The 20,231-nt window shown below is 69.2% G+C and carries 19 protein-coding genes; 10 read left to right on the forward strand and 9 right to left on the reverse strand.

Annotated features, from left to right (window positions below; all coding sequences use genetic code 11):
• Nucleotides 1-18 precede the first annotated feature (18 nt).
• Nucleotides 19-1,728 carry an ATP-binding protein gene (locus tag Q8Q88_RS00765; RefSeq protein ID WP_305673290.1) on the forward strand — a complete coding sequence of 570 codons (1,710 nt, stop codon included), beginning with the start codon at nucleotides 19-21 and terminating at the stop codon, nucleotides 1,726-1,728.
• Nucleotides 1,729-1,738: 10 nt separating this feature from the next.
• Here Q8Q88_RS00765 and Q8Q88_RS00770 read toward each other — a convergent pair whose 3' ends face one another.
• Nucleotides 1,739-2,272 carry a phosphoribosyltransferase gene (locus Q8Q88_RS00770; RefSeq protein WP_305673291.1) on the reverse strand — a complete coding sequence of 178 codons (534 nt, stop codon included), beginning with the start codon at nucleotides 2,270-2,272 and terminating at the stop codon, nucleotides 1,739-1,741.
• A complete protein-coding gene (locus tag Q8Q88_RS00775) occupies nucleotides 2,265-3,158 on the reverse strand; it encodes a DUF3426 domain-containing protein (RefSeq protein WP_305673292.1) in 894 nt (297 codons plus the stop codon). Before Q8Q88_RS00775 ends, Q8Q88_RS00770 begins: the two co-directional genes overlap by 8 nt.
• A 56-nt stretch (nucleotides 3,159-3,214) precedes the next feature.
• On the opposite strand from Q8Q88_RS00775, the gene ftsE reads away from it, so the two are divergent.
• From ftsE to Q8Q88_RS00795, 4 genes are read left to right on the forward strand one after another with little or no spacing between them, the layout of a single operon-like run.
• Nucleotides 3,215-3,937, forward strand: a complete 723-nt coding sequence (ftsE, locus tag Q8Q88_RS00780; protein ID WP_305673293.1) for a cell division ATP-binding protein FtsE — start codon at nucleotides 3,215-3,217, stop codon at nucleotides 3,935-3,937.
• Complete coding sequence (locus Q8Q88_RS00785; protein ID WP_305673294.1) at nucleotides 3,934-4,824, forward strand: ABC transporter permease; 891 nt, start codon at nucleotides 3,934-3,936, stop codon at nucleotides 4,822-4,824. The genes ftsE and Q8Q88_RS00785 overlap by 4 nt, the downstream gene beginning before the upstream one ends.
• Nucleotides 4,821-5,435, forward strand: a complete 615-nt coding sequence (locus Q8Q88_RS00790; RefSeq protein ID WP_305673295.1) for a YdcF family protein — start codon at nucleotides 4,821-4,823, stop codon at nucleotides 5,433-5,435. The genes Q8Q88_RS00785 and Q8Q88_RS00790 overlap by 4 nt, the downstream gene beginning before the upstream one ends.
• A 5-nt stretch (nucleotides 5,436-5,440) precedes the next feature.
• Nucleotides 5,441-6,148, forward strand: coding sequence for a 1-acyl-sn-glycerol-3-phosphate acyltransferase (locus Q8Q88_RS00795; RefSeq protein WP_305673296.1), 708 nt, complete (start codon nucleotides 5,441-5,443; stop codon nucleotides 6,146-6,148).
• On the opposite strand, the gene Q8Q88_RS00800 is transcribed toward Q8Q88_RS00795, so the two are convergent.
• Nucleotides 6,145-6,681, reverse strand: coding sequence for a gamma-glutamylcyclotransferase (locus tag Q8Q88_RS00800; protein ID WP_305673297.1), 537 nt, complete (start codon nucleotides 6,679-6,681; stop codon nucleotides 6,145-6,147). The genes Q8Q88_RS00795 and Q8Q88_RS00800 overlap by 4 nt on opposite strands.
• Nucleotides 6,682-6,754: 73 nt before the next feature.
• Here Q8Q88_RS00800 and Q8Q88_RS00805 point away from each other — a divergent pair, with 73 nt between their 5' ends.
• Nucleotides 6,755-7,747 carry a DUF2125 domain-containing protein gene (locus Q8Q88_RS00805; protein ID WP_305673298.1) on the forward strand — a complete coding sequence of 331 codons (993 nt, stop codon included), beginning with the start codon at nucleotides 6,755-6,757 and terminating at the stop codon, nucleotides 7,745-7,747.
• 5 nt (nucleotides 7,748-7,752) lie between these two features.
• On the opposite strand, the gene Q8Q88_RS00810 is transcribed toward Q8Q88_RS00805, so the two are convergent.
• A complete protein-coding gene (locus Q8Q88_RS00810; RefSeq protein ID WP_305673299.1) occupies nucleotides 7,753-8,994 on the reverse strand; it encodes a Xaa-Pro peptidase family protein in 1,242 nt (413 codons plus the stop codon).
• 192 nt (nucleotides 8,995-9,186) lie between these two features.
• On the opposite strand from Q8Q88_RS00810, the gene Q8Q88_RS00815 reads away from it, so the two are divergent.
• The 4 genes from Q8Q88_RS00815 to Q8Q88_RS00830 all read left to right on the forward strand — a co-directional run bounded on the left by Q8Q88_RS00815 (nucleotide 9,187) and on the right by Q8Q88_RS00830 (nucleotide 13,416).
• The gene (locus Q8Q88_RS00815; RefSeq protein WP_305673300.1) at nucleotides 9,187-9,993 is read left to right on the forward strand and encodes a chorismate mutase; all 807 of its coding nucleotides are present in this window, start codon (nucleotides 9,187-9,189) and stop codon (nucleotides 9,991-9,993) included.
• Between the two features lie 36 nt (nucleotides 9,994-10,029).
• Nucleotides 10,030-11,151: a histidinol-phosphate transaminase gene (hisC, locus tag Q8Q88_RS00820; protein ID WP_305673301.1), complete on the forward strand. Its 1,122-nt coding sequence runs from the start codon at nucleotides 10,030-10,032 to the stop codon at nucleotides 11,149-11,151.
• Between the two features lie 5 nt (nucleotides 11,152-11,156).
• Nucleotides 11,157-12,089, forward strand: a complete 933-nt coding sequence (locus tag Q8Q88_RS00825) for a prephenate/arogenate dehydrogenase family protein (protein ID WP_371129791.1) — start codon at nucleotides 11,157-11,159, stop codon at nucleotides 12,087-12,089.
• Nucleotides 12,090-12,288: 199 nt separating this feature from the next.
• Nucleotides 12,289-13,416, forward strand: a complete 1,128-nt coding sequence (locus Q8Q88_RS00830; protein WP_305673302.1) for a serine hydrolase — start codon at nucleotides 12,289-12,291, stop codon at nucleotides 13,414-13,416.
• Here Q8Q88_RS00830 and Q8Q88_RS00835 read toward each other — a convergent pair.
• The 5 genes from Q8Q88_RS00835 to Q8Q88_RS00855 form a co-directional block, all read right to left on the reverse strand.
• Entirely contained in the window at nucleotides 13,413-15,437 is a 2,025-nt protein-coding gene (locus Q8Q88_RS00835; RefSeq protein WP_305673303.1) for an elongation factor G, read from the reverse strand. The two genes, Q8Q88_RS00830 and Q8Q88_RS00835, sit on opposite strands and share 4 nt — an antisense overlap.
• Before the next feature lie 159 nt (nucleotides 15,438-15,596).
• Entirely contained in the window at nucleotides 15,597-16,070 is a 474-nt protein-coding gene (locus Q8Q88_RS00840; protein ID WP_305673304.1) for a VOC family protein, read from the reverse strand.
• Nucleotides 16,071-16,154: 84 nt separating this feature from the next.
• Entirely contained in the window at nucleotides 16,155-16,973 is an 819-nt protein-coding gene (locus tag Q8Q88_RS00845) for a DUF4886 domain-containing protein (protein WP_305673305.1), read from the reverse strand.
• 123 nt (nucleotides 16,974-17,096) lie between these two features.
• Nucleotides 17,097-17,660 carry a protocatechuate 3,4-dioxygenase gene (locus Q8Q88_RS00850; protein WP_305673306.1) on the reverse strand — a complete coding sequence of 188 codons (564 nt, stop codon included), beginning with the start codon at nucleotides 17,658-17,660 and terminating at the stop codon, nucleotides 17,097-17,099.
• A gap of 308 nt (nucleotides 17,661-17,968) precedes the next feature.
• Nucleotides 17,969-20,110 (reverse strand): TonB-dependent siderophore receptor, encoded by a 2,142-nt coding sequence (locus tag Q8Q88_RS00855; protein ID WP_305673307.1) that lies wholly within the window; start codon nucleotides 20,108-20,110, stop codon nucleotides 17,969-17,971.
• Between the last annotated feature and the right edge of the window lie 121 nt (nucleotides 20,111-20,231).

Here is a 20,231-nt window from a genome sequence, read left to right on the forward strand (position 1 = left end):
GGACGTGGGGGGCAAGGCGTGCGTTGGGACGAGGTGCTCGATGAAGGCCTCGATGGCGCGACGCTCAAGATGAGCAGGCGCGGATCGGCGGTCCGCCTGCTGGTGTCCGGCCTCGCCGGCATCCTGCTGTGGGTCAGTTTCGACTGGCGTGCGGCAGCGGCCTGGTTGGCCGTGAACCTGGCGCTCGAAGCGACCCTGCTGTTCAGCTACGCAAGGTTCGCCCGCCGCGGCGGCGCCCGTCGCGCGCCCCGCCTGGAGCGTTTCGGGCCGCCAGTAATGTTCAGCGCGAGTTGGTCGGCCATGGCGGGCCTGAGCTGGATCTATGGCGACGGACCGATGCGCCTCGCGGCCATCATCCTGCTGTTTGGCATACTGATCGAGGCGCTGAAGTACGCCGTCCATAGCCGCGCGGCCTTTCTCTGCATCGTTCCGTTTCCCCTCGTCGCGCTGACGGTCGCACCGATGATCTTCGGAGGCCTGAAAGGCTGGGACCTGGCCTTCGTCGGCCTCGCCCTGTTCGGCCTCGTCGCCTATGTGGTCGACGCCGCCCAGGCCGTCCGGGCCAACGCCAGCGCCCTGGAGAAAGCCCAGGCCGAAGCCCTGGAGGCCAGTCGCGCCAAGTCGGCCTTCCTGGCGATGATGAGCCACGAGCTGCGCACGCCGATGAACGGCGTCCTCGGCATGGCCCACGCGCTTGCGGCCACGAAGCTCAGCCGCCAGCAGGCGGACTATCTCGAGATGATCGTCCAGTCGGGTGACGGCCTGCTGGCGATTCTCAACGACATCCTCGATCTGTCGAAGATCGAGGCCGGCAAGCTGGAATTGGAATGCGTCGGTTTCGACGTGGGCAAGATTGGCCGTCAGCTCTACATGCTATGGAGCGAGACGGCGCGACAGAAGGGCGTCGAACTCGTGCTCTACGTGGACCCGAGGACGCCCGCCTGGTTGGCCGGGGACCCGGTCCGCGTACGCCAGATCCTGCTCAACCTGATTTCCAACGCCCTGAAGTTCACCGAGAGCGGAACGGTCGATATCCGGATCGCGCCGCACGCCGACGGGGGTGTCGCCCTCACGGTGGCCGACACGGGGATCGGCATGACCCAGGAGCAGCAGGATCGGCTGTTCCTGGCCTTCTCGCAGGGCGAAACCTCGACCACCCGGCGCTTCGGCGGCACTGGCTTGGGCTTGTCGATCTGCCGCCAGCTCGCGGGCATGATGAATGGGGAGATCACCGTGGAGAGCCGGCCGGGCCACGGCTCGACCTTCCGCGTCCGCCTGCCCCTGGCTGCGGCAGAGGCGCCCGCCGTCGGCGAGGCCAGGACCCAGCTCGTCGGCCTGCACGGCCGTCAAATCCTCGTCGTCGACGACAACAAGGTCAATCAGGCCGTGGCGCGCGCAATCCTGGAGGCGACCGGCGCACGGGTCTCGATGGCCGATGACGGCCTGGAGGCGCTCGCGGCCCTGCGCGAGGGCCGATTCGACGTGGTGCTGATGGACGTGCACATGCCGCGCATGGACGGGATCGAGGCGCTACGGCGCATCCGGGCCGGTGAGGCCGGACGCGCCGACACCCCGGTGATCGCCTTGACGGCCGACGCCATGTCCGGCGAGGGCGAGCGGCTGATCGGCCTCGGCTTCGATGACGCCCACCCCAAGCCGATCCAGCCGGCGAGCTTGATGCTGGCCGTCGCCGCCCGATGCGAAGCTCAAGCGCCCGAGCTCGTCTAGGCTCGTCGGATCAATCCAGCGCCCCGATGAACGGCAGGCCGCGATAGGCTCCGGCGGCATCCATGCCATAGCCCACCAGGAAGCGGGCCGGGGCGTGCCAGGCCACGAAGTCCGGGATGATCGCGCGCTGGGTGGGCCACGGCTTGCTGGCGAAGACGGCGGTGAGCGCGCGGCTCGCGCCGGCGTCGGTGACCAGGCGCTGGGCCTCGGAGAGCGACAGGCCGGTGTCAATGACATCGTCGATGATCAGGGCCGTGCGGCCCGCCAGCGGGCGCTGCAGGTCGGCGCGGACCTCGCAACGGCCGAGGCTGGCGCGCTCGTCGCCATAGGAGGCCAGCCACAGGGCGTCGAATCGCACATTTCGCCCGGCCCGCGACAGGGCGCGCGTGAGGTCCGAGGCGAACCAGAGACCGCCGGTCAGGAGGCACACGGCGACGGTGTCGTCGTCGATCCGCGGCGCGATCTCGGCCGCCAGGGCTTCCACCCGCGTCGCGACCTCGGCCTCGCTCATCAGGACCACCGGTTCCGATAGAAGCTCACTCATGGGTTTGCAGGGCGTCCGGCGAACCAGGCGGCAGGGGCTGGGCCTCGACCGGCGCGGGCGTCAGGCTCCGGGTCACCGCCGGCGGGTCGGCCGCATGGCGCAGGGCCGGCGCCGCATGGGGGGCCGCCGCTTTCGGAGGATCGCCCTGGTTGACCTTCACCTTCTTCAGCGGCTCGGGTGGGGCGAAGGCCACTTCCAGGACGCGGGCCGTGACCGGCGGGTCCAGCAGGGCGATGGCGAAATGGCGGGTCTCGCCGGGCGGGATCTTGGCGTCGGCGGGCCGGGCGATCTTGGTCACCACCGCCTTGCCGTGCTCGTCCAGCAGGCTGATGCGCATGGGCGGTGAGACCACCGGCCCGTCCTGGATGTTGCGGATCATGCCCGAGACCGACAGCGCCGCGTGACCCTCCTGCAGCGAGGGTTCGAACCGCACGCCCTCGATCACAAGGCCAAGGCTGTTCACCGGCTGGCCGACGAAGGCGTAGGCGCTGGCCGTGCGCGGCCAGATGCGCACCACGTCGACCCGGAACACGAAGGCGACCGCCAGCAGCACCAGCAGGGCCGCGGCCAGGCCCGCCCAGATGATCCCCGTGGCGGCGGCCTCGCGAATCCGGCGTTCGGTGTCGGCCTTGGCGCGGAACACCTTGGGCAGCACCTCGCCCGGCAGTTCGCTGATCGGCGTCTCGTCCGCCGGGATCGTCGGGGACGCCGGTTCGCGGGCGACCGCGCCCTCGTCGCCGGAGATTTCCAGGTCGAGCGCCGCCGGCTCCGGCTGCGCGGTCCAACGTGCGCCGCAGTTGGCGCATTTCACGGTGCGGCCGGCTTCGGGGATCTTGGAATCATCCACGAAATAGCTGGTGGCGCACTCTGGACAGGTCAGTATCATGACGGCCGAATCGGACGCTCCAGCAACCTCAACCGAGGTCGCCGATTTCGGTCTTCATGTCCAGAAACACGCATGCCGCCGGCGCGTTCGACGCCGATCCCGCCGTGGTCCGCTTCGATGATGTTTCGATGCGATATGGTCGTGCCCCCGAGACGCTGAAGGACCTTACCTTCTCATTGGCGCCCGGGTCTTTCCATTTCGTCACTGGAGCCTCCGGCGCGGGCAAGACATCGCTGCTGAAGCTCATCTTCCTGGCCGCCCGCCCCTCGAAGGGCCTACTGCACCTGTTCGGCCAGGACGTGTCGGCCATCGCGCCCAGGGAGCAGCCGTTCCTGCGCCGCCGGATCGGGGTGGTCTACCAGGAGTTCAAGCTGCTGGAGCACCTGTCGGCCTTCGACAACACCGCCCTGCCGCTACGCATCGCCGGCCGTAAGCCCGAGAGCTACCGCCAGGACGTCGCCGAACTGCTGGCCTGGGTGGGCCTGCGCTCGCGCATGCACGCCATGCCCGCGACCCTGGCCGGCGGCGAGAAGCAGCGCTTGGCCATCGCCCGCGCGGTGGTCAATCGCCCCGACATCTTGCTGGCCGACGAACCCACCGGCAATGTCGACCACGAAATGGGCCTGCGCATCCTGCGGCTGTTCGTCGAGCTGAACCGCCTGGGGACCACAATCCTCATCGCCACCCACGACCAGGACCTGGTGGCGGCGTCCGGCATGCCGGTGCTGCATCTGGACGAGGGCCGCCTGACCCAGCTCGGGGCCGGGGGCGAGGCGTGAGCGAGTTCGACGCCGAACGCTGGCGCCCGGCGCCCTTCCTGCCCGAGGCCGACGCCAAGGACGGCTCGCTGATCTTCGTGGTCGCCACCCTGTGCTTCCTGGCCTGCCTGACCTTGCTGGCGGTGCTGGCCGCCGACCGCGCCGCCCGCGGCTGGACCGGGCATCTGACCAACGAGGCGACGATCATCGTCCGGCCCAAGGCCAACGAGACCCCCGACGGCGCCGCGGCCCGCGCCGCTGAAGCCCTCGCCGGCGTGCCCGGCGTGGTCGAGGCCCGCGCCCTGGAGAAGGAAAAGGCCGAGGCGCTCATCGCCCCCTGGCTGGGCGACGCGGCCGATCTGGAGGACCTGCCGATCCCGCGCCTGGTCTCGGTGCTGCTCGACCCGGAGACGCCGGCTACGGGCGAAGCCCTGGACCGCGCCCTCAAGGCCCAGGGGTTGGACGCCATCGTCGACGACCATTCGGTCTGGATGAAGGATATCGAACGTGCGGCCGGGACGGCGCGGGTCATCGGCGGAGCGGTGTTCGCCCTGATCGCCATAGCCGCCGGGGCCGTCGTGGCCTTCGCGACCCGGGCGGGCCTGGCCGCGCGCCGCGAGGTGGTGGAGGTGCTGCACCTTTCCGGGGCCGAGGACGGGTTCATCGCTGGGCTGTTCCAGATCCGCTTCGCGCGCATGGCCGCGACGGCGGGCTTGTTCGGAGCGGGCGCGGCGGCGATCATGGGAGCGGTGCTGCGTTTCGCGGGGGGAGGCGACGGCTTGACGCCCGTATTGCCCATCGCCTGGATCGATCTGCTGGCCGTCGCGCCGGCGCCCCTGGCCGCGGCCGCCGTGGCGGCGGTCTCCGCGCGCCTGACCGCCCTGGCGCTGATCCGGGACATGATGTGAAACCGCTGGCCGCCCTCTTGGTGCTGGCGCTCATCTGGGCGGTGGGGCTGTTCGCCTTCACCGAGCGGGTAGCGCGTTCGACCCCGGCCCGCGAGCCCGCGCGCGCCGACGGGGTCGTGGCCCTGACCGGCGCCGGCTCCAACGAGCGGATCGGGGCGGCCATGGGGCTGCTACAGGATGGCAAGGCCAAGCGCATGCTGGTTTCCGGCGTCAGCCGCCAGGCCAGCCGCGAGGACATCCGCACCGTCAGCCGCGCCGTGCGGCGGCTGTACGACTGCTGTGTCGACCTGGGCTTCAACGCCGCCGACACGGTGGGCAATGCGCGGGAGACCCAGGAATGGGCCCGGTCGCTGCGCTATGACAGCCTGATTGTGGTCACCGCCGACTACCACATGCCCCGCGCCATGCTGGAACTGCGCGGCGCCATGCCCGATGTCAGCCTGACCGCCTACCCGGTGGCGACCTCGGTGATCGACGCGGACCGTTGGTGGCGCACCTCGGGCGGGGTGCGCTTGATGGTGGGGGAGTATACCAAGTATCTGGCGATCCTGGGCCGCGAGGCGATCCTGGGACTGGGCGACAAGCCCGCCGCCGGGCCGAAGAAAGGCTGATCCAGTTGATCGCTCTGCGCTCCTTCGTCTTCGTGGCCCTGTTCTATCTGTGGTCCGTCTTCGTGGCGGTCGGCCTGTCGCCCGTCCTGTTCGGCCCGCGCCGCTGGACGATGGCGCTGATCGGCATGTGGGGAAAAGGCATCGTCTGGCTGCTTGAGGTCTGCTGCGATGTGAGGGTCGACGTGCGCGGCAAGGAACACATGCCCAAGGGCGCGGCCCTGGTGGCCTCGAAGCACCAGTGCATGTTCGACGTCTTCGCCCAGTTCGCCTGGCTCCCGGACGCCTGCTTCGTGACCAAGAAGGAGCTCATGTGGATCCCCTTCTTCAGCTGGTGGGCGCGGCGGGCTCAGATGATCGTCGTCAACCGCGAGGGCCACGCCACCGCCCTGCGCAAGCTGATGCGCGACTCCAAGGAGCGCTTCGTCGACGACCGGCAGCTGCTGATCTTCCCGGAAGGCACCCGCATGGCGCCGGGCGCGCCGCCCGACTACAAGCCCGGCGTCGCCGCGCTTTATCGCGAACTCGACGTTCCGGTGCATCCGGTCGCCACCAATTCCGGGGTCCACTGGCCCAAGCACGGCTTCATCCGCCGGCCGGGGACCATCGTCTTCGAATATCTCGAACCCATCATGCCGGGCCTGAAACGCGCGGAGTTCATGCGCCTGCTGCAGGACCGGATCGAGACCGCCTCGAACGGGCTGCTGGACCTCTAGGCCGCCAGTTCGCGCGCCTCGACCATGCCCAGCAGGGACTCCATGGCGTGGTCGCGCACGCCCTCCTCCCGCAGGTGTTCGATCAGGTCGCGCAGATATTCGACATTGCGTCCCGACAGCCCCCTCGCCCCGGCGATCAGGTCGGCCTGTCGCTCCAGGCTGAGCACGCCGGCCCATTGCGGGTGATGGACGTCGGAGAAGAACACCAGGGTCTCCACCCGCCGCCCGTCGGCCAGGCGGATGTTGGCGGCGCCCTCCACATAGGTCTCGGTGGGCTGTTCGCGCTCGCGCAGGTAGGCATAGACCTCCGGCCAGTCGGCCTCGGCGATCCGATAGGCCGCGCCGCGCACCGCGCCGCCGGGCGCGAGGCCCAACACCAGGCCCGGCCGATCATAGGTGCCGCGGTGATGCACCGAATAGATGCAGAAGGCGCGCCGTCGCCCGTGTAGGGTCGCAGGCTGGCGCTCCTGGAACGCGAAACCCGGCCGCCACATCAGTGATCCGTAACCGAAGACCCAACGCTCGATCGACATGGCCCGCCGCGCAAAACCCATCCCACCTCCCGCACCTCTGCCCGATCTGGACCCGCCCCGCAAACGCGGACGCATGGGGCTATACCTGCCGTTCATCGTGGCCCTGCTGGCGGCGGTGGTCTGGAGCGGGTTCTGGCTCTACCTGCATCGCGAGACGCGCCTGCGGATGGACGCCGGCGCCGAAAGCCTGCGCAACGCCGGCTACCAGGTCGCCTGGAAGGAACGGCGGATCACCGGCTATCCGTTCCGGCTCAACGTCACCCTGCTTGAGGCCAGCATCCGCGAGCCGTCCGGCTGGGCGCTCGCCGCGCCGCGCCTGGAGACCCAGGCCTATGTGCACGGGCTCGGGACCTGGGTGCTGGCCACGCCCGAGGGTTTCATCTTCGTCCGCCCCATCGGCGGGCCGGTGGCGGTGAAGGGCGAACTGCTGCACGCCAGCCTTTCCCACCTCGACAACACCCCGCCCAACTTCTCCTTCGAGGGTCGCAAGCTGACCTTCGCGCCCGGCGCCGGCGCCCAGCCCTTTGCTTTGACGGCCGCCGACAAGGTCGAGACCCACCTGCGCGCCGGCCCCGATGACCAGGCCGCGGTGCTGTTCCGGGTCGACAACGGCGCCGCCCGGCTCTCGGGCCTGTTCGCGCGGATCGCCGGCGACAAGCCGATCTCCATGGTCTGGGACTCCACCCTCTCCAAGATCAGCGCCTTCAAGGGGTCTGACTGGCCCTCGGCGGTGAAGTCCTGGACCGCGGCCGGCGGCGCCATGACCGTGCGCCAGGCGGGACTGACGGCCGGGCCCGCGGTAGTCGGCTCCCAGTCGGGAACACTCGGGGTCAGCTATGAGGGGCGGTTGTCCGGTTCCCTGCAGGTGAACTTGCGCGAGGCGCCCCAGGCCCTTTCGGCCATGGCCCAGACCGGGGTGATCCGGCCCGAAGCGGCGCTCGCCGCCGCCGCCGTGGCCGCCGCCCGCCAAGGCTCGGGCGAGGTCGCCCAGGCGACGATCACCTTCCAGGCCGGCCAGACGACCCTGGGCCCGGTGGCGATCGGACCGGCTCCCAAGGTCTACTGACCCACTCAGCCGAAGGGCTTGTCTAGCGACGGCGGCGGGACGGAGAACCATTTCGGACCGCTCGCGGTCACGTGCAGGCAGTCCTCCAGCCGCACCCCGAACTCGCCCGGGATATAGAGGCCGGGCTCGTCGGAGAGGCACATGCCCGGGGCCAGCTTCGTCGCCTCGCCATGCACGAAATTCACCGGCTCGTGGCCATCCAGGCCGATGCCGTGGCCGGTGCGGTGCGACAGGCCCGGCAGCCGGTAACGCGGCCCGTAGCCCAAGGGCTCGTAATAGGCCCGCACCGCATCGTCGACGGCGCCGGCGGCCACACCCACCTGAGCGGTCTCGAAGGCGATCTGCTGGCCGCGATGGACCTGGTCCCAGACCAGCCGCTGTTTCTTGGTCGGTTCACCGAACACGAAGGTCCGCGAGATGTCGGACTGGTAGCCCTCCACCGTGCAGCCGCAGTCCATCAGCACCACCTCGCCGTCGCGCACCCCCTGGGGCTTGCCCGAGCCGTGCGGATAGGCGCTGGCCTCGCCCAGTAGGATCAGTTCGAACTCCGGCTTGCCGCCGAGGGAGGCGGTGGCGCGGTTCATGATCGCTCCGATGTCCCCGGGGGTCATGCCTCTCTCGATCTTGGGCCAGGTGTGGCGGTAGGCGGCGATGGTGATGTCGCTGGCCGTCTGCATCAGAGCAATCTCGGCCGGCGACTTGATCATCCGGCAGCCGCGCACGACACGTGCGCCGGAGACGATCGTCGCGTCTGGCGCTAGGCGCGCCAGGCCGTCGCTGACGAAGAACCGCACCGTCTCCTCCACCGCGATCTTGCCGGCGGCAAGCTTGCGTTCCTTCAGCCAGGCGGCGACCACCGCGGCAGGGTTCTCATCCTCCTGCCAGACGCGGACCTCGCCGGGAACGGCGAGGGTCTCTCGCACCGACGGCTCTTCGAAGTGCGGCGTGACGATCAGGGCTTCGCCCTCGACCGGGATGATCGCGGCGGTGACCCGCTCGCTGCGGTTCCAGCGCACGCCGGTGAAATAGGTCAGCGTGGCGCCCGGCTCCACCACCAGGGCCGACAGCCCCTGGGCCTTCATCAGGCCCTGGGCCTTGGCTATCCGCGCCAGGCGCTCGGCTTTGGAGATGGGCACGACCCCGCCGGTCATGGGCGTCAGGCCCTGGGCCAGGCTCGGAAGACCCGTGGCCAGGGTCAGTCCGGCCCCGCCAGCCAGGCTCAGGAACTGTCTGCGATCTGCGCGCACGAAGGGCCTCCCCATTGTCGGACGCGAAGTGCTGGCATGGGCCGCGAACCTCGTCCAGGCGGGCGAACGCGCAGCCCGTCGGAGGCGCCGGACGGCAACCGGTTTCTGCTGCAACTTTTTTGCGGCGTTCGGGCCTATTGCACCCTTCCTCGCAATGACCTAAGCGCCGAAACTTCGTTTTCAGGGGACAAAATGGCCGACGCCGATCCCAAGCCCGCTGCGCCGTCGCTGGACGTTGTCCGCGCGCGCATCGACGCGATCGACGCCGCCCTGCTGGCCCTGGTCGACGAACGCGCCGCCCTGGCCGTCCAGGTGGCCGCCGCCAAGGCCGCCGCGGGCGACGGCGACAAGTTCGGCCTGCGCCCCGGCCGCGAGACCCAATTGCTGCGCAAGCTGCTGGACACCCCGCGCGACGCGGCGCGGCCCAGCCTGGTGGTGCGCATCTGGCGCGAGCTGATCGGCGACAGCCTCTCGCGCCAGGGACCGTTCCACCTCTCGGTCTGGGGCGGGCGCGATCCGTCCCGCATCGTGGAGGCCGCCCGCCTGCGGTTCGGCGCGGCGCCGCTGCTCAAGGTCACGGCCAAGGCCGAGGACGCCCTGGCCGCGGCCCGCTCCCAGGGCGGCGTGGCGATCCTGGCCCTGGCTGGCGACACCCCCTGGTGGGGCCGCCTTCTGGCCGAGCCGAAGCTGAAGGTGTTCGCCGCCCTCCCCTGCCTGATGGCCTGGGGCGCGCAATCGAGCCTGGCGGTCGCCGAGGTCGAGGTCGAGCCCACGGGCGACGACCGCACCTTCTGGGTCACCGACGCGCCCGGAAGCAGCGCCGCCATCGAGGACGCCCTGGGCCGCGACGGCGTGGCCGGCGACCTGATCGCCGAGGCCGGCGGCCTCAAGCTCTTCGCCCTGATGGGCTTCTACCAGGCCGACGACGAACGCCTGGCCCGGGCGCCGGGCCGACTTTCCGGAGTCATCGGGGCTGCGCCTGCGCCCTTCGACGTGTAAGAGCGGGCCAAGCTTCGTCCGCCACCGTTGAGCCCCATGTCCGATATCGTCATCGACCGCGCCGCCGCGCCCCGGCCCACGCCCAAGCCCGGCATCCTCGACATCGCCCCCTATGTGCCGGGCAAGTCGAAGGTCGACGGCGTCGAACATCCCCTCAAGTTATCGGCCAACGAGAACATCCTGGGCTCCAGCCCCAAGGCCCGCGAGGCCTTCGGCTCGGCCATCGACCAGCTGCACATGTATCCGGATGGGCGCGCGCCGGTCCTGCGCGACGCCCTGTGCGAGACCTACGGCCTGGAGCCGGAACGGCTGCTGTTCGGCTGCGGCTCGGACGAGATCTTCCAGCTCCTGAACCAGACATTCCTCGAGCCCGGCGACAACATCGTCCAGGGCGAGTTCGGCTTCGGCGCCTACGCCATCGGCGCGCGCGCCTGCCAGGCGGAGGTCCGCACCGCCCGCGAGCCCGACTACCGCATCGATGTCGACGAACTGCTGAAGCAGGTCGATAATCGCACCCGGCTGGTGTTCATCGCCAACCCGGCCAACCCCACCGGCACCTGGATCCCGGGCTCGGAAGTCCGCCGCCTGCACGCGGGCCTGCCGCCCAGCGTGGTGCTGGTGCTGGACGGCGCCTATGCCGAGTTCGCCACCGACCCGGCCTTCGAGGACGGGATGAGCATGGTGCGCGAATTCGACAATGTCGTGGTCACCCGCACCTTCTCCAAGCTGCACGGCCTGGCCGCCCTGCGGGTGGGCTGGGCCTATATGCCGCCCGAGATGGCGGCCGCCCTCGACCGCATCCGCCTGCCGTTCAACGTCAATATCCCGGCCCAGCTCGCGGCCGTCGCGGCCCTGGGCGATATCGAGTTCCAGGAGCGTTCGCTGGCCCTGGTCGAGCGCTGGCGTCCCTACCTCGTGCAGCAGCTCGGCGGCCTGGGTCTCGAACCCGTGCCCTCGGCGGCGAACTTCGTCCTGGTGGGCTTCCCCAAGACCCCGGGCAGGACCGCCAAGGAGGCCGAGGCCTTCCTGGCCTCCCGCGGCCTGATCGTCCGCGGGGTCGGCGGCTATGGCCTGCCCGACCACCTGCGCGTGACCATCGGCCTGGAGGAGCACAACCGCGCCGTGGTCGAGGCGCTGTCCGACTTCATGAAGGGCTGATCGGCGTGACGGGCGTGGTCTATCCGAGGATTGCGGTGATCGGCTGCGGCCTGATCGGCTCGTCGGTGATCCGCGCCGCCCGGGAGCGCGGGGTGGTCGATCAGGTCGCCGTCGCCGACGCCAGCGCGGCCCACCGCGAGCGCATCGTCGAGCTGGGCTTCGCCGACCTGGTGACGGGGGACATCGCCGAGGCGGTGGCCGACGCCGACCTGGTGATCTTCGCCGTCCCGGTCCTGGCCATGGGCGAGGCCGCCAGGGCCGCCGCCCCCGCCATGAAGCCCTGCGCCACGGCCACCGACGTCGGCTCCGTGAAAGGCTCGGTCGCCGAGGCCCTGGCCGCCGCCCTGCCCGCCAACGTGTTCATCATTCCCGGCCACCCCATCGCCGGCACCGAGCATTCCGGCCCCGACGCCGGCCTGGCCGAGCTGTTCGAGAACCGCTGGGTGATCCTGACCCCGCAGCCGCGCCAGGACGAGGCCTATCTGGAGGCCACCAGTCAGCTCGCCGAGTTCTGGCGGAGCCTGGGCGCCAATGTCGAACAGATGGACGACCGCCATCACGACCTGGTCCTGGCCGTCACCAGCCACCTGCCCCACCTGATCGCCTACAACATCGTCGGCACCGCCGCCGACATGGAGGAGGTCACCCAGGCCGAGGTGATGAAGTACTCCGCCGGCGGCTTCCGCGACTTCACCCGCATCGCCGCCTCGGATCCGACCATGTGGCGCGACGTGTTCGTGGCCAACAAGGACGCGGTCCTGGAGATCCTCGGCCGGTTCACCGAGGACCTGCAGGCCCTGTCGCGGGCCATCCGCTGGGGCGAGGCCGACAAGCTGCACGAGCTGTTCACCCGCACCCGCGAGATCCGCCGCGGCATCATCGCCGCCGGCCAGGAAAGCGCCGAACCCAATTTCGGCCGCGACCGCGGCAAACACTAACCGACCGGCGGTCGGATGCTTGACGGCCTTCCGCGTTTCCAATACTTAAGCAATCGCTTACGTGAACGCGGGCCGAGGCATGTTCGAATTGAAGCCTGACAGGCGGAGAGCAATGGTCGGCGTTGCGGCGCTTGGCGGGCTGTGGGGCGGTAAGACCTTTGCCCAGAGTGGCCGTCAACCAAGGGAAGGACGTCCTCGAATGCGCGAAGACCTGGCCAAACACATTTCCAGCGGCGAGGTCACCGGACTGGTCGCCCTGCTCAACCGTCGCGGCGAGACCCAGGTCGAGGCGCTTGGTGCAATGGCGACCGGCGGCGCCCCACCCATGGCCCGCGACACGCTCTTCCGCATCGCCTCGGTCACCAAGCCGGTGACCGCCGTGGCGGCCATGGCTCTGGTCGACGATGGCAAGCTGGCCCTTGACGAACCGTTGGACAAGTGGTTGCCCGAACTCGCCGGAAGCAGGGTGCTGAGGCGCCTGGACGGTCCGCTGGACGACACGGTTCCCGCCCACAGGCCGATCTCGGTCCGCGACCTGATGACCCTGCGTTTCGGCCTGGGCTTCATCATGGCCCAGGACGCCCCCATCCAGCAGGCCTTCGCCGAACGCGGACTCGCGCCCGGCCCCGATCAGCCGGGCTTCCCCGACGCTGACGCCTATATGGCCGCCTTCGCGGACCTGCCTCTGGCGTATCAGCCGGGCGAGGCCTGGCTCTACCACACCGGCCTGGACGTCCTGGGCGTGCTGGTCGCGCGCGTCTCGGGCCAGTCCCTGGAGGCCCATATGCGCCGGCGCATCTTCGAGCCGCTGGGCATGAAGGACACCGGCTTCAGCGTGCCGGCCGACAAGCTCGACCGCCTGCCGCCCTGCTACACGAACGACGAGAACGGGCGCGCACTCTACGACGCCGGCGGCGCGAGCAGCCGGTTCAGCGAACCGCGAGGGTTCCAGGCTGGCGGCAGCGGCCTGGTCTCGACGGCCGGCGATGTCGCCGCCTTTGGCCAGATGATGCTGGCCGGGGGCGCGGGCGTACTCTCGCCGGCCTCGGTCGAGGCCATGACCACCGACCAGCTCACCACCGCCCAACGTCAAGCCTCGGAAATCTTCCTGGACGGCGCCGGCTGGGGGCTAGGCATGGCCGTAGCCGCCGCCGACAGCCAAGCCGTCCCGGGCGGCTTCGGTTGGGACGGCGGCTACGGGACCTCCTGGCGCTCCGACCCGAAGGCAGGGTTGGTCGGCGTGCTGCTGACCCAACAGCTCTGGACCTCTCCCGAGCCGCCGCGCGTCCTGCGCGACTTCTGGACCGCGGCCTATAGGGGCGCCTAGGCCGCGGCGCTGCGGCTGACCTCCTCGGCCAACCGTCCGGTGAGCTCGGCCATGTGGTCGAACTCGGCGGTGAAGTCGCCCAGGCCCTGGGTGAGGCCGCGCAGTTCGGCGATCAGCTCCTGGCGCTCGTGGCGCGGCAGGCAGACCTCGATCTCGTCCCAGCCGGACCAGCCCTCACGCGGTGCGAAGCCGAGGATCTGGCCGCGCCGGGCGGAGATCGCCTGGGTGATCTTGGACGTGCTGGAGGACGGGGCGTTGATGTGCAGCTTCTCCACCGGCTCCAGCAGATAGGCCCCGCAGACGGCCAGGCCCTCGCTCATGGCCAGGCGGCCGGCCTGGCGGAAGGCCATCTCGGAGGAGTCGACGCTGTGATAGGAGCCGTCGGTCAGCACCACCTCCACATCGGTCACCGGGAAGCCCAGCGGCCCCTTCTGCATGGCGTCGCGGACCCCCTGCTCGACGGCCGGGATCCACTGCTTGGGCACCACCCCGCCGGTGATCTTCTGTGAGAAGGCGAAGCCCGAGCCGCGCGGCAGCGGCTTGATCTCGATGACCACGTCGCCGAACTGGCCGTGGCCGCCGGTCTGCTTCTTGTGCCGGCCGCGCTGGGTGACGCCTTTGCGGATGGATTCCCGGTAGGAGATCTTGGGCGGGCTGACGGCCGCCTCGACATTGAACCGCCGGCGCAGGCGATCCAGGGTCACCTGCACGTGGGCCTCGCCCTGGCCGAAGATCAGGGTCTCCTGCGTCTCGGGATCCAGCACCACGCGCAGGGTCGGGTCCTCCTCGGCGAGCTTGGTGAGCGCCGCCGACATCCGCACATCGTCCTTGCGGTCCTTGGCCGCCACGGCCATGGCGTAGAGGTGCAGCGGTTCACGGAAGTTGAGTTGCGGCGTGCGCGCCTTGCCGTCGAAGGACAGCACCTGGCCCGCCCGGGCGGCCTCGATCTTGGCGATGGCCACCACATCCCCGGCCGCGGCGTGGTCGACCTTCTTGGTCGCGCCGCCGCTGACGATGAACAGGCCCCCTGCCCGGCTACGCTCGCCGTTCGAGGCGGTCAGCTCCTCGCCGTCCTTCAGCGCCCCGCCCAGGATGCGAGCGTAGGAGAGCTTGCCCGCCTGGCCGGCGTAGGAGGTCTTGAAGACATAGGCGCAGGGTCCGTCCAGCCCCAGCCGCGCGGCGGCCTGGGAGACCTCCGGCGTCTCGTGGCGCAAGGCCTTCAGCAGCCGGCGCACCCCGAAGCCGTTGGACGCCGAGCCGAAGAACACCGGCACGATCTGGCCCTGGTTCATCTCGGCCACCAGGTCGGCGAAGACCAGGTCGCGGCTGGGGGTCAGGTCGGAGAGCAGCTGCTCCATGAGGGCGTCGTCGTAGTCGGCCATCTGTTCCAGCATGTGGAACCGGGCCTGCGCCTCCAGCTCGGCCACGTCCTGCGGCAGGTCGACGATCTGCGAGGGCTGGCCGGGCCGGTAGATGTAGGCGCGCTCCAGGGCCAGATCGACGAAGCCGGTCACGTGCTCCTTATCGATCAACGGGATCTGCCGGGCCACCACGGGAGAGGCGCTCGCCGGCGCCAGGGCGGCCATGAATTCGTCCAGGGGGCCTCGGGCCTGGTCGATCTTGTTGACGAACACGGCGCGGGGCACGCCCAGGCGCTCCAGTTCCTTGAAGATCGGCTGCAGCAGCGCCGCGCGGCCCGGATGCGGGTCGGCCACCACCACCACCAGGTCGACGGCGGGAAGGACCAGGTCTTCTGCGGCGGCGAACTCCGTCGAGCCGGGACAGTCGACCACCGCGTAGCGGTCGCCCATGAACTCGAAGCCCGCCAGGTTCAGCTCCACCGACTGGCCGCGCGCTCGCGCCTCGGGGGTCGCGTCGCCGACGCTGGAGGCGCCGACCTCGCCCTGACGGGGAATGGCGCCGCTCGCAAACAGCATGGCTTCGAGAAGAGTCGTCTTGCCGGCTCCGGCCGCTCCCACAAGAGCGATGGTGCGTACCGAGCCAGGATCACGCCTACCCATGATCTGTCCTCCGTGAACGGGGCGTCCGCACGGAAGCCGACGCCTCCAGGCCCGATGCAACGCCCCCTTCGGAGCCGATGCAAGGCGCCTAAACGTGAAGGCGAGTTGGCGGAACCGAACGAAGCGCTCCGCCTGGGAGATTCCATCGCCGACGGCGCGTCAGCCGCGCCGGGCCGCCTCGATGGCCGCGACGTCGATCTTCTTCATGGTCATCATGGCGTCGAACGCGCGCTTGGCCTCGGCGCCGCCCACCGCCATCGCCTCGGTCAAGACGCGCGGCGTGATCTGCCAGGAGATCCCCCACCGGTCCTTGCACCAGCCGCATTCGCTCTCCTGGCCGCCATTGCCGACGATGGCGTTCCAATAGCGGTCGGTCTCGGCCTGATCGTCGGTGGCGATCTGGAACGAGAAGGCTTCGTCGGGCTTGAAAGCCGGCCCGCCGTTCAGGCCAAGGCAGGTGACGCCCGCGACGGTGAACTCCACGACCAGCACATCGCCTTCCTTGCCGGATGGGAAATCGCCGGGCGCCCGGCGCACGGCGATCACCGCGCTGTCGGGAAAGGTCTCGGCGTAGAAGCGGGCGGCCGCCTCGGCGTCCTTATCGTACCAGAGGCAAATCGTGTTCTTCGCCATTGGATGGTCCCTTCGCTTTGAAGTCTTCCTAACGAGGTGGCCAACGACTTTGCTCCACGCGGAGGCATCGTCCGTGGCGCCAGCCTATTGCGACGCGATCTCCGCGAGGCGCCGGGCGTCGGCCTCGGTTAGGCCCGGCGGTCTGTAGGTGGACTGGGCGGCGCTTTGGCCGGTGAAGAAGCGATAGAAGCTGGCGGCGGAGAGGTAGGCCCCCGACACGCTCGGGTGATGTCGATCGGCGGCGAACAGGTCCTGCGAAAGCGCATCCTGGGCACGGGAGAAGCGCTGACCCACGGCCACAACGGACATGGATTGCGCCCGCGCGAGGTCGGCTGTCTCTTCGGTTATCTTCGTCTGGCACATGGCCGGCGTGACATTCTGCAACACGCCGCCAGCGGCATAGACGGAACTGCCGACGCCGTCGGACCAAGTCTCGTACAGGACGGGCTGCGCGCCATTGCGCCGGATCAATTCGGCCCAGTAGGCGACATCCTGGCTTGTTTCGGAGACCCAATCCGGGCGGTAGGCCCAGAAGCTCTGCTGGTTAAGCACCACGTAGTCGAAAGACCGGGCCGCAAGCACCTTCGCGGCCTTCCCGGACGCACGATGATCGGCGAGCGATGCCCCGCCGCGGGTCACGGTCCAAACCCTGAGCCGGACCGGATTGGCGGGATCGGTCGAGGCCAGGTTGACCAGCATGGCGGGCATCGCGTGGCTGGAGGTGAAGCTGTTGCCTATGAAGAGGACGTCGACCGTCCGCTCCGTCGCCGGAACCGGGCGCGAAACCAGCCCCAGCGCACGGTCCCATGGCTCGAGGCGATAGATCCCGGTCAAGCTGGGATAGGCGAGCCACCCGACAAGCGCCGCGAGAACGAGGCTGAGGAAAACAAGTCTCGGGCGCATCAGGCCGCGTGGGCCAGCGTGAAGTTCAGTTTCCCGAAGGCGGTCATCCCCAAGGTCGGACATGGGTGGTGGGCGGTCGTTCAGCTCCCGGCCCGACGGCGGGCAGCCGACGCTTACGGAGGTTCATGTCAGCAAGATGATGTCCCACCGGAACGCGGTTACGCCGGGTTCGCTGGTCGTCGCCGGTTGACAGATGGCGGCGTTGGGATCGCGACGTCGTGACGCCAGGGTCGATAGAAGCAGGTCCTTCGCGTTCAGATCCTCGCCTGGGAAGTACATCTGCGTCACCAGCCGATAGTCTGAGTTTGTCACATCGAAATGGATGTGCGGCGTGCGCAGCGTGCCCGACGGCTCAGGATATGCGCCGGGCTTCACGGTCCGCAGCCGGAAGGCGCCATCACGCGCCACGCCGAACGACGCCACCCCGAGGAAATTCGGGTCCAGCGGCGCAGTGTTCTTGTCGAGCGGGTTCGTGTAGCGCCCAGCCGCATTCGCCTGCCAGATCACCAGTTCGGCCTGCGGAAGCGGCCGGCCTGCGGTGTCCAGCACCCGTCCTGTGATCTCGATGATCTGGCCCTGGGCGTGGCCCTTGCGCCCAGGAAAGTGGGTGAGGTCGGGATCATGCGAAGCCGGCGCCCGAACCGGGTAGTATGGGCCCAGGGTTTCCTGACCCGTGGGCTTCAGCACGCCCTGCGCTCGAGCCGCACCTGCGGCGCTCGGCAGCACCAATGCGGCTGCCGCCGCCAAGCCTCGCCGCGATATTTCCATCGGCCCCGCCCTCTGCTGACAGCCTTGACCATAGCTCCGACGGGTCGTGCGGCAAGCTTGAACTTGCCAAGAAGCCGACCTGTGGCAACGTCTGCAACGGGTCCGAAAGCCGCCTCGGGCGATCCCGAGGCTCGCGGATCTCACGACGCGCTCAGGCGGAGCCTTAGCCGCCCGCGTCCACCTGCCCGATCAACAGGCCCTCTCGATGAAGGCCGAGGCCGAGAACGCTAGAACGAATACCGCAAAGTCACCCGCGCGTTCCGCGGCTCGCCGTAGACGTAACCCGCGAACCAGGCGTTGTTGTTGAAGTAGGTCTTGTCGAATAGGTTGTTGACGTTGACCTGCGCCGACACCTGCTCAGTGATCTGATACTCCGCCATCAGGTTCACGACCGTATAGGCCGGCTGCCCCACGCGCTCGGTGACGCCGGAGCTGGGGTTGACCGCCGTCTGCGGCGGCTGGCTCTCCCAACGCAGCGACCCGCCGACACGCAGGCCCTCGATCCAGTCGTGCAGGTCGTAGACCGTGGCCAGCTTCAGCATCCGCCGCGGGTGGTGCGCCACCACGTCGGCGCCCTGGGCGTCGCGGGCCGAGTAGTCGGTCCAGCCGAGGTTGACGTCCCAGTTCGGCGTGATCTTGCCGGACACCTCGAGCTCGTAGCCCTTGGCGACCGTGCCCTTGGCAGGGCGGGACGCCGGATCCAGCGTGCCGGGGACGAGGAAACCGGGGTCGGGCTCGGCGACATTGTCCTGCTCGACGCGGAACACGGCGAGCGACGCGAACAGCCGCCCGTCCAGGAAATCGGCCTTCAGGCCGGCCTCGTAGGCGTCGCCGGTGACCGGGTCCAGATAGTCGCCGTACCGGTCGCGCGAGGTCTGCGGCTGGAAGATGCTGGTGTAGCTGGCATAGGCCGACAGGTTGGCCGTGATGTCGTAGATCGCGCCCGCATAGGGCGTCAAGATCTTGTCGTGCTTGATGGTGTAGGCCACGGGCGTATAGGTCGCGACCTGCTCGTTGCGTTCCCAATAGCTCAGGCGCCCGCCGAGGATCACCTTCAGATTGTCGGCGAGATTCAGCCGCGCCGCGGCGTAGCCCGCATATTGCTCCGTCACGCCCTGGTCCGACAGGTCGTAGCGCGGACCCCAGGTCGGTTCGGGATAGGAGCCGTCCCAGTCGAAGAAGTCGCCCACGGCCGCCACGGGCGAGATGGGATCCCTGTTGGTCCAGCCCCCTTTCAGGTGGTTGTACATCGCCCCCACGACCAGCTCGTGCTCGCGCCCGAACAGGTTGAACGGTCCCTGCGCCATCAGGCCGGCGTTCCACTGCTGGGGCCGGGAGTCGTACCAGTAGGGATAGGCGGACATGCCCTGGCCGGTGACCGGGTCGGGCAGATCGTAGGTCCAGATCAGCTTCGAGTTCTCGACCTGCCGATGATAGCCGAGGTCGCCCCTGAGTTTCCAACCGCTCTCGAACTCATGATTGAGCATGACGAAGGCGGTCTGGTCGGACGTGTCCCACTGGTTCCACTTGGCCGCGGTGGTGGTCGACCGGCCCCAGTTCGTGCGGCTGCCGTCGCTGAACCAGTAGGGCAGCTGGCCCCAAAGCACGCCGCTGCGCTCGTCCTTCTGGTACGCGCCGCCGACGCTCAGCCGCGTCCGCTCTCCCAGGTCCGCGTCCACGATGCCGTAAAGGACATAGCCTTGCGTCTCTTCCAAGGCGACGAAGGCGTCCTGGCGGTAGGCCTGGGCGACCACACGGCCGCGGACCGAACCGTCCGCGTTGAGCGGGGTCGAGAAATCCAGGGTCCCGGCCAGACGGTTCCAAGTCCCGCCTTCCAGGCTCAACTCACCGCTTCTCACCATGCTGTCCGCATGCTTGCGGATCAGATTGACCGACGCCGACGGTTGGCCCGCGCCGTTGAGCAGGCCCGTCGAGCCGCGCACGATCTCGACCCGCTCATAGATCGCGGTCGAGGTCTCGTCGAAGCCAATGTTCCCAGTCTGAAACGGGGCGCCGTCGATCTGGAAGTTGGTGATCTCGAACCCGCGCGCCGAGAGCGTGTTGCGTCCCCGATCCACCGCCTTGGCCGAAATGCCCGTGGCGAACGCCAGGACGTCGGAGACGTTGGACAGCGCCTGGTCCTCGATCTGCTGCTCGGTGATGGCGGTGATCGACTGCGGCGTCTCGCGGGGGGTCAGGTCAAGGCCGATGGCCGCGTTGGTCGGCTTGTCGGCGTGGCCATAGATGACCAGCTCCTCGACCGCGGCGGCCTGATCATCCGTCTCGGACGGCGGGGCCATTTGCGCGGCGGACGGTGAAGCAAGAGCCACGCAGAAGCCGCTCGCGAGCAACCAAGCCTTGAATGTCATAGCGATATCCCCAACGCCGAACCACCCGGCGAACGGGCGGATAACAACCCCTCCGGTTATTTGCAAATAATTTTCAATCGCACTAGAAAAGCCTCAACCTGGCGAGCTGAAGCCCCGCACT

The organism is Phenylobacterium sp., assembly GCF_030697925.1.
In the GTDB taxonomy this organism is placed as follows: Bacteria; Pseudomonadota; Alphaproteobacteria; order Caulobacterales; family Caulobacteraceae; genus Phenylobacterium.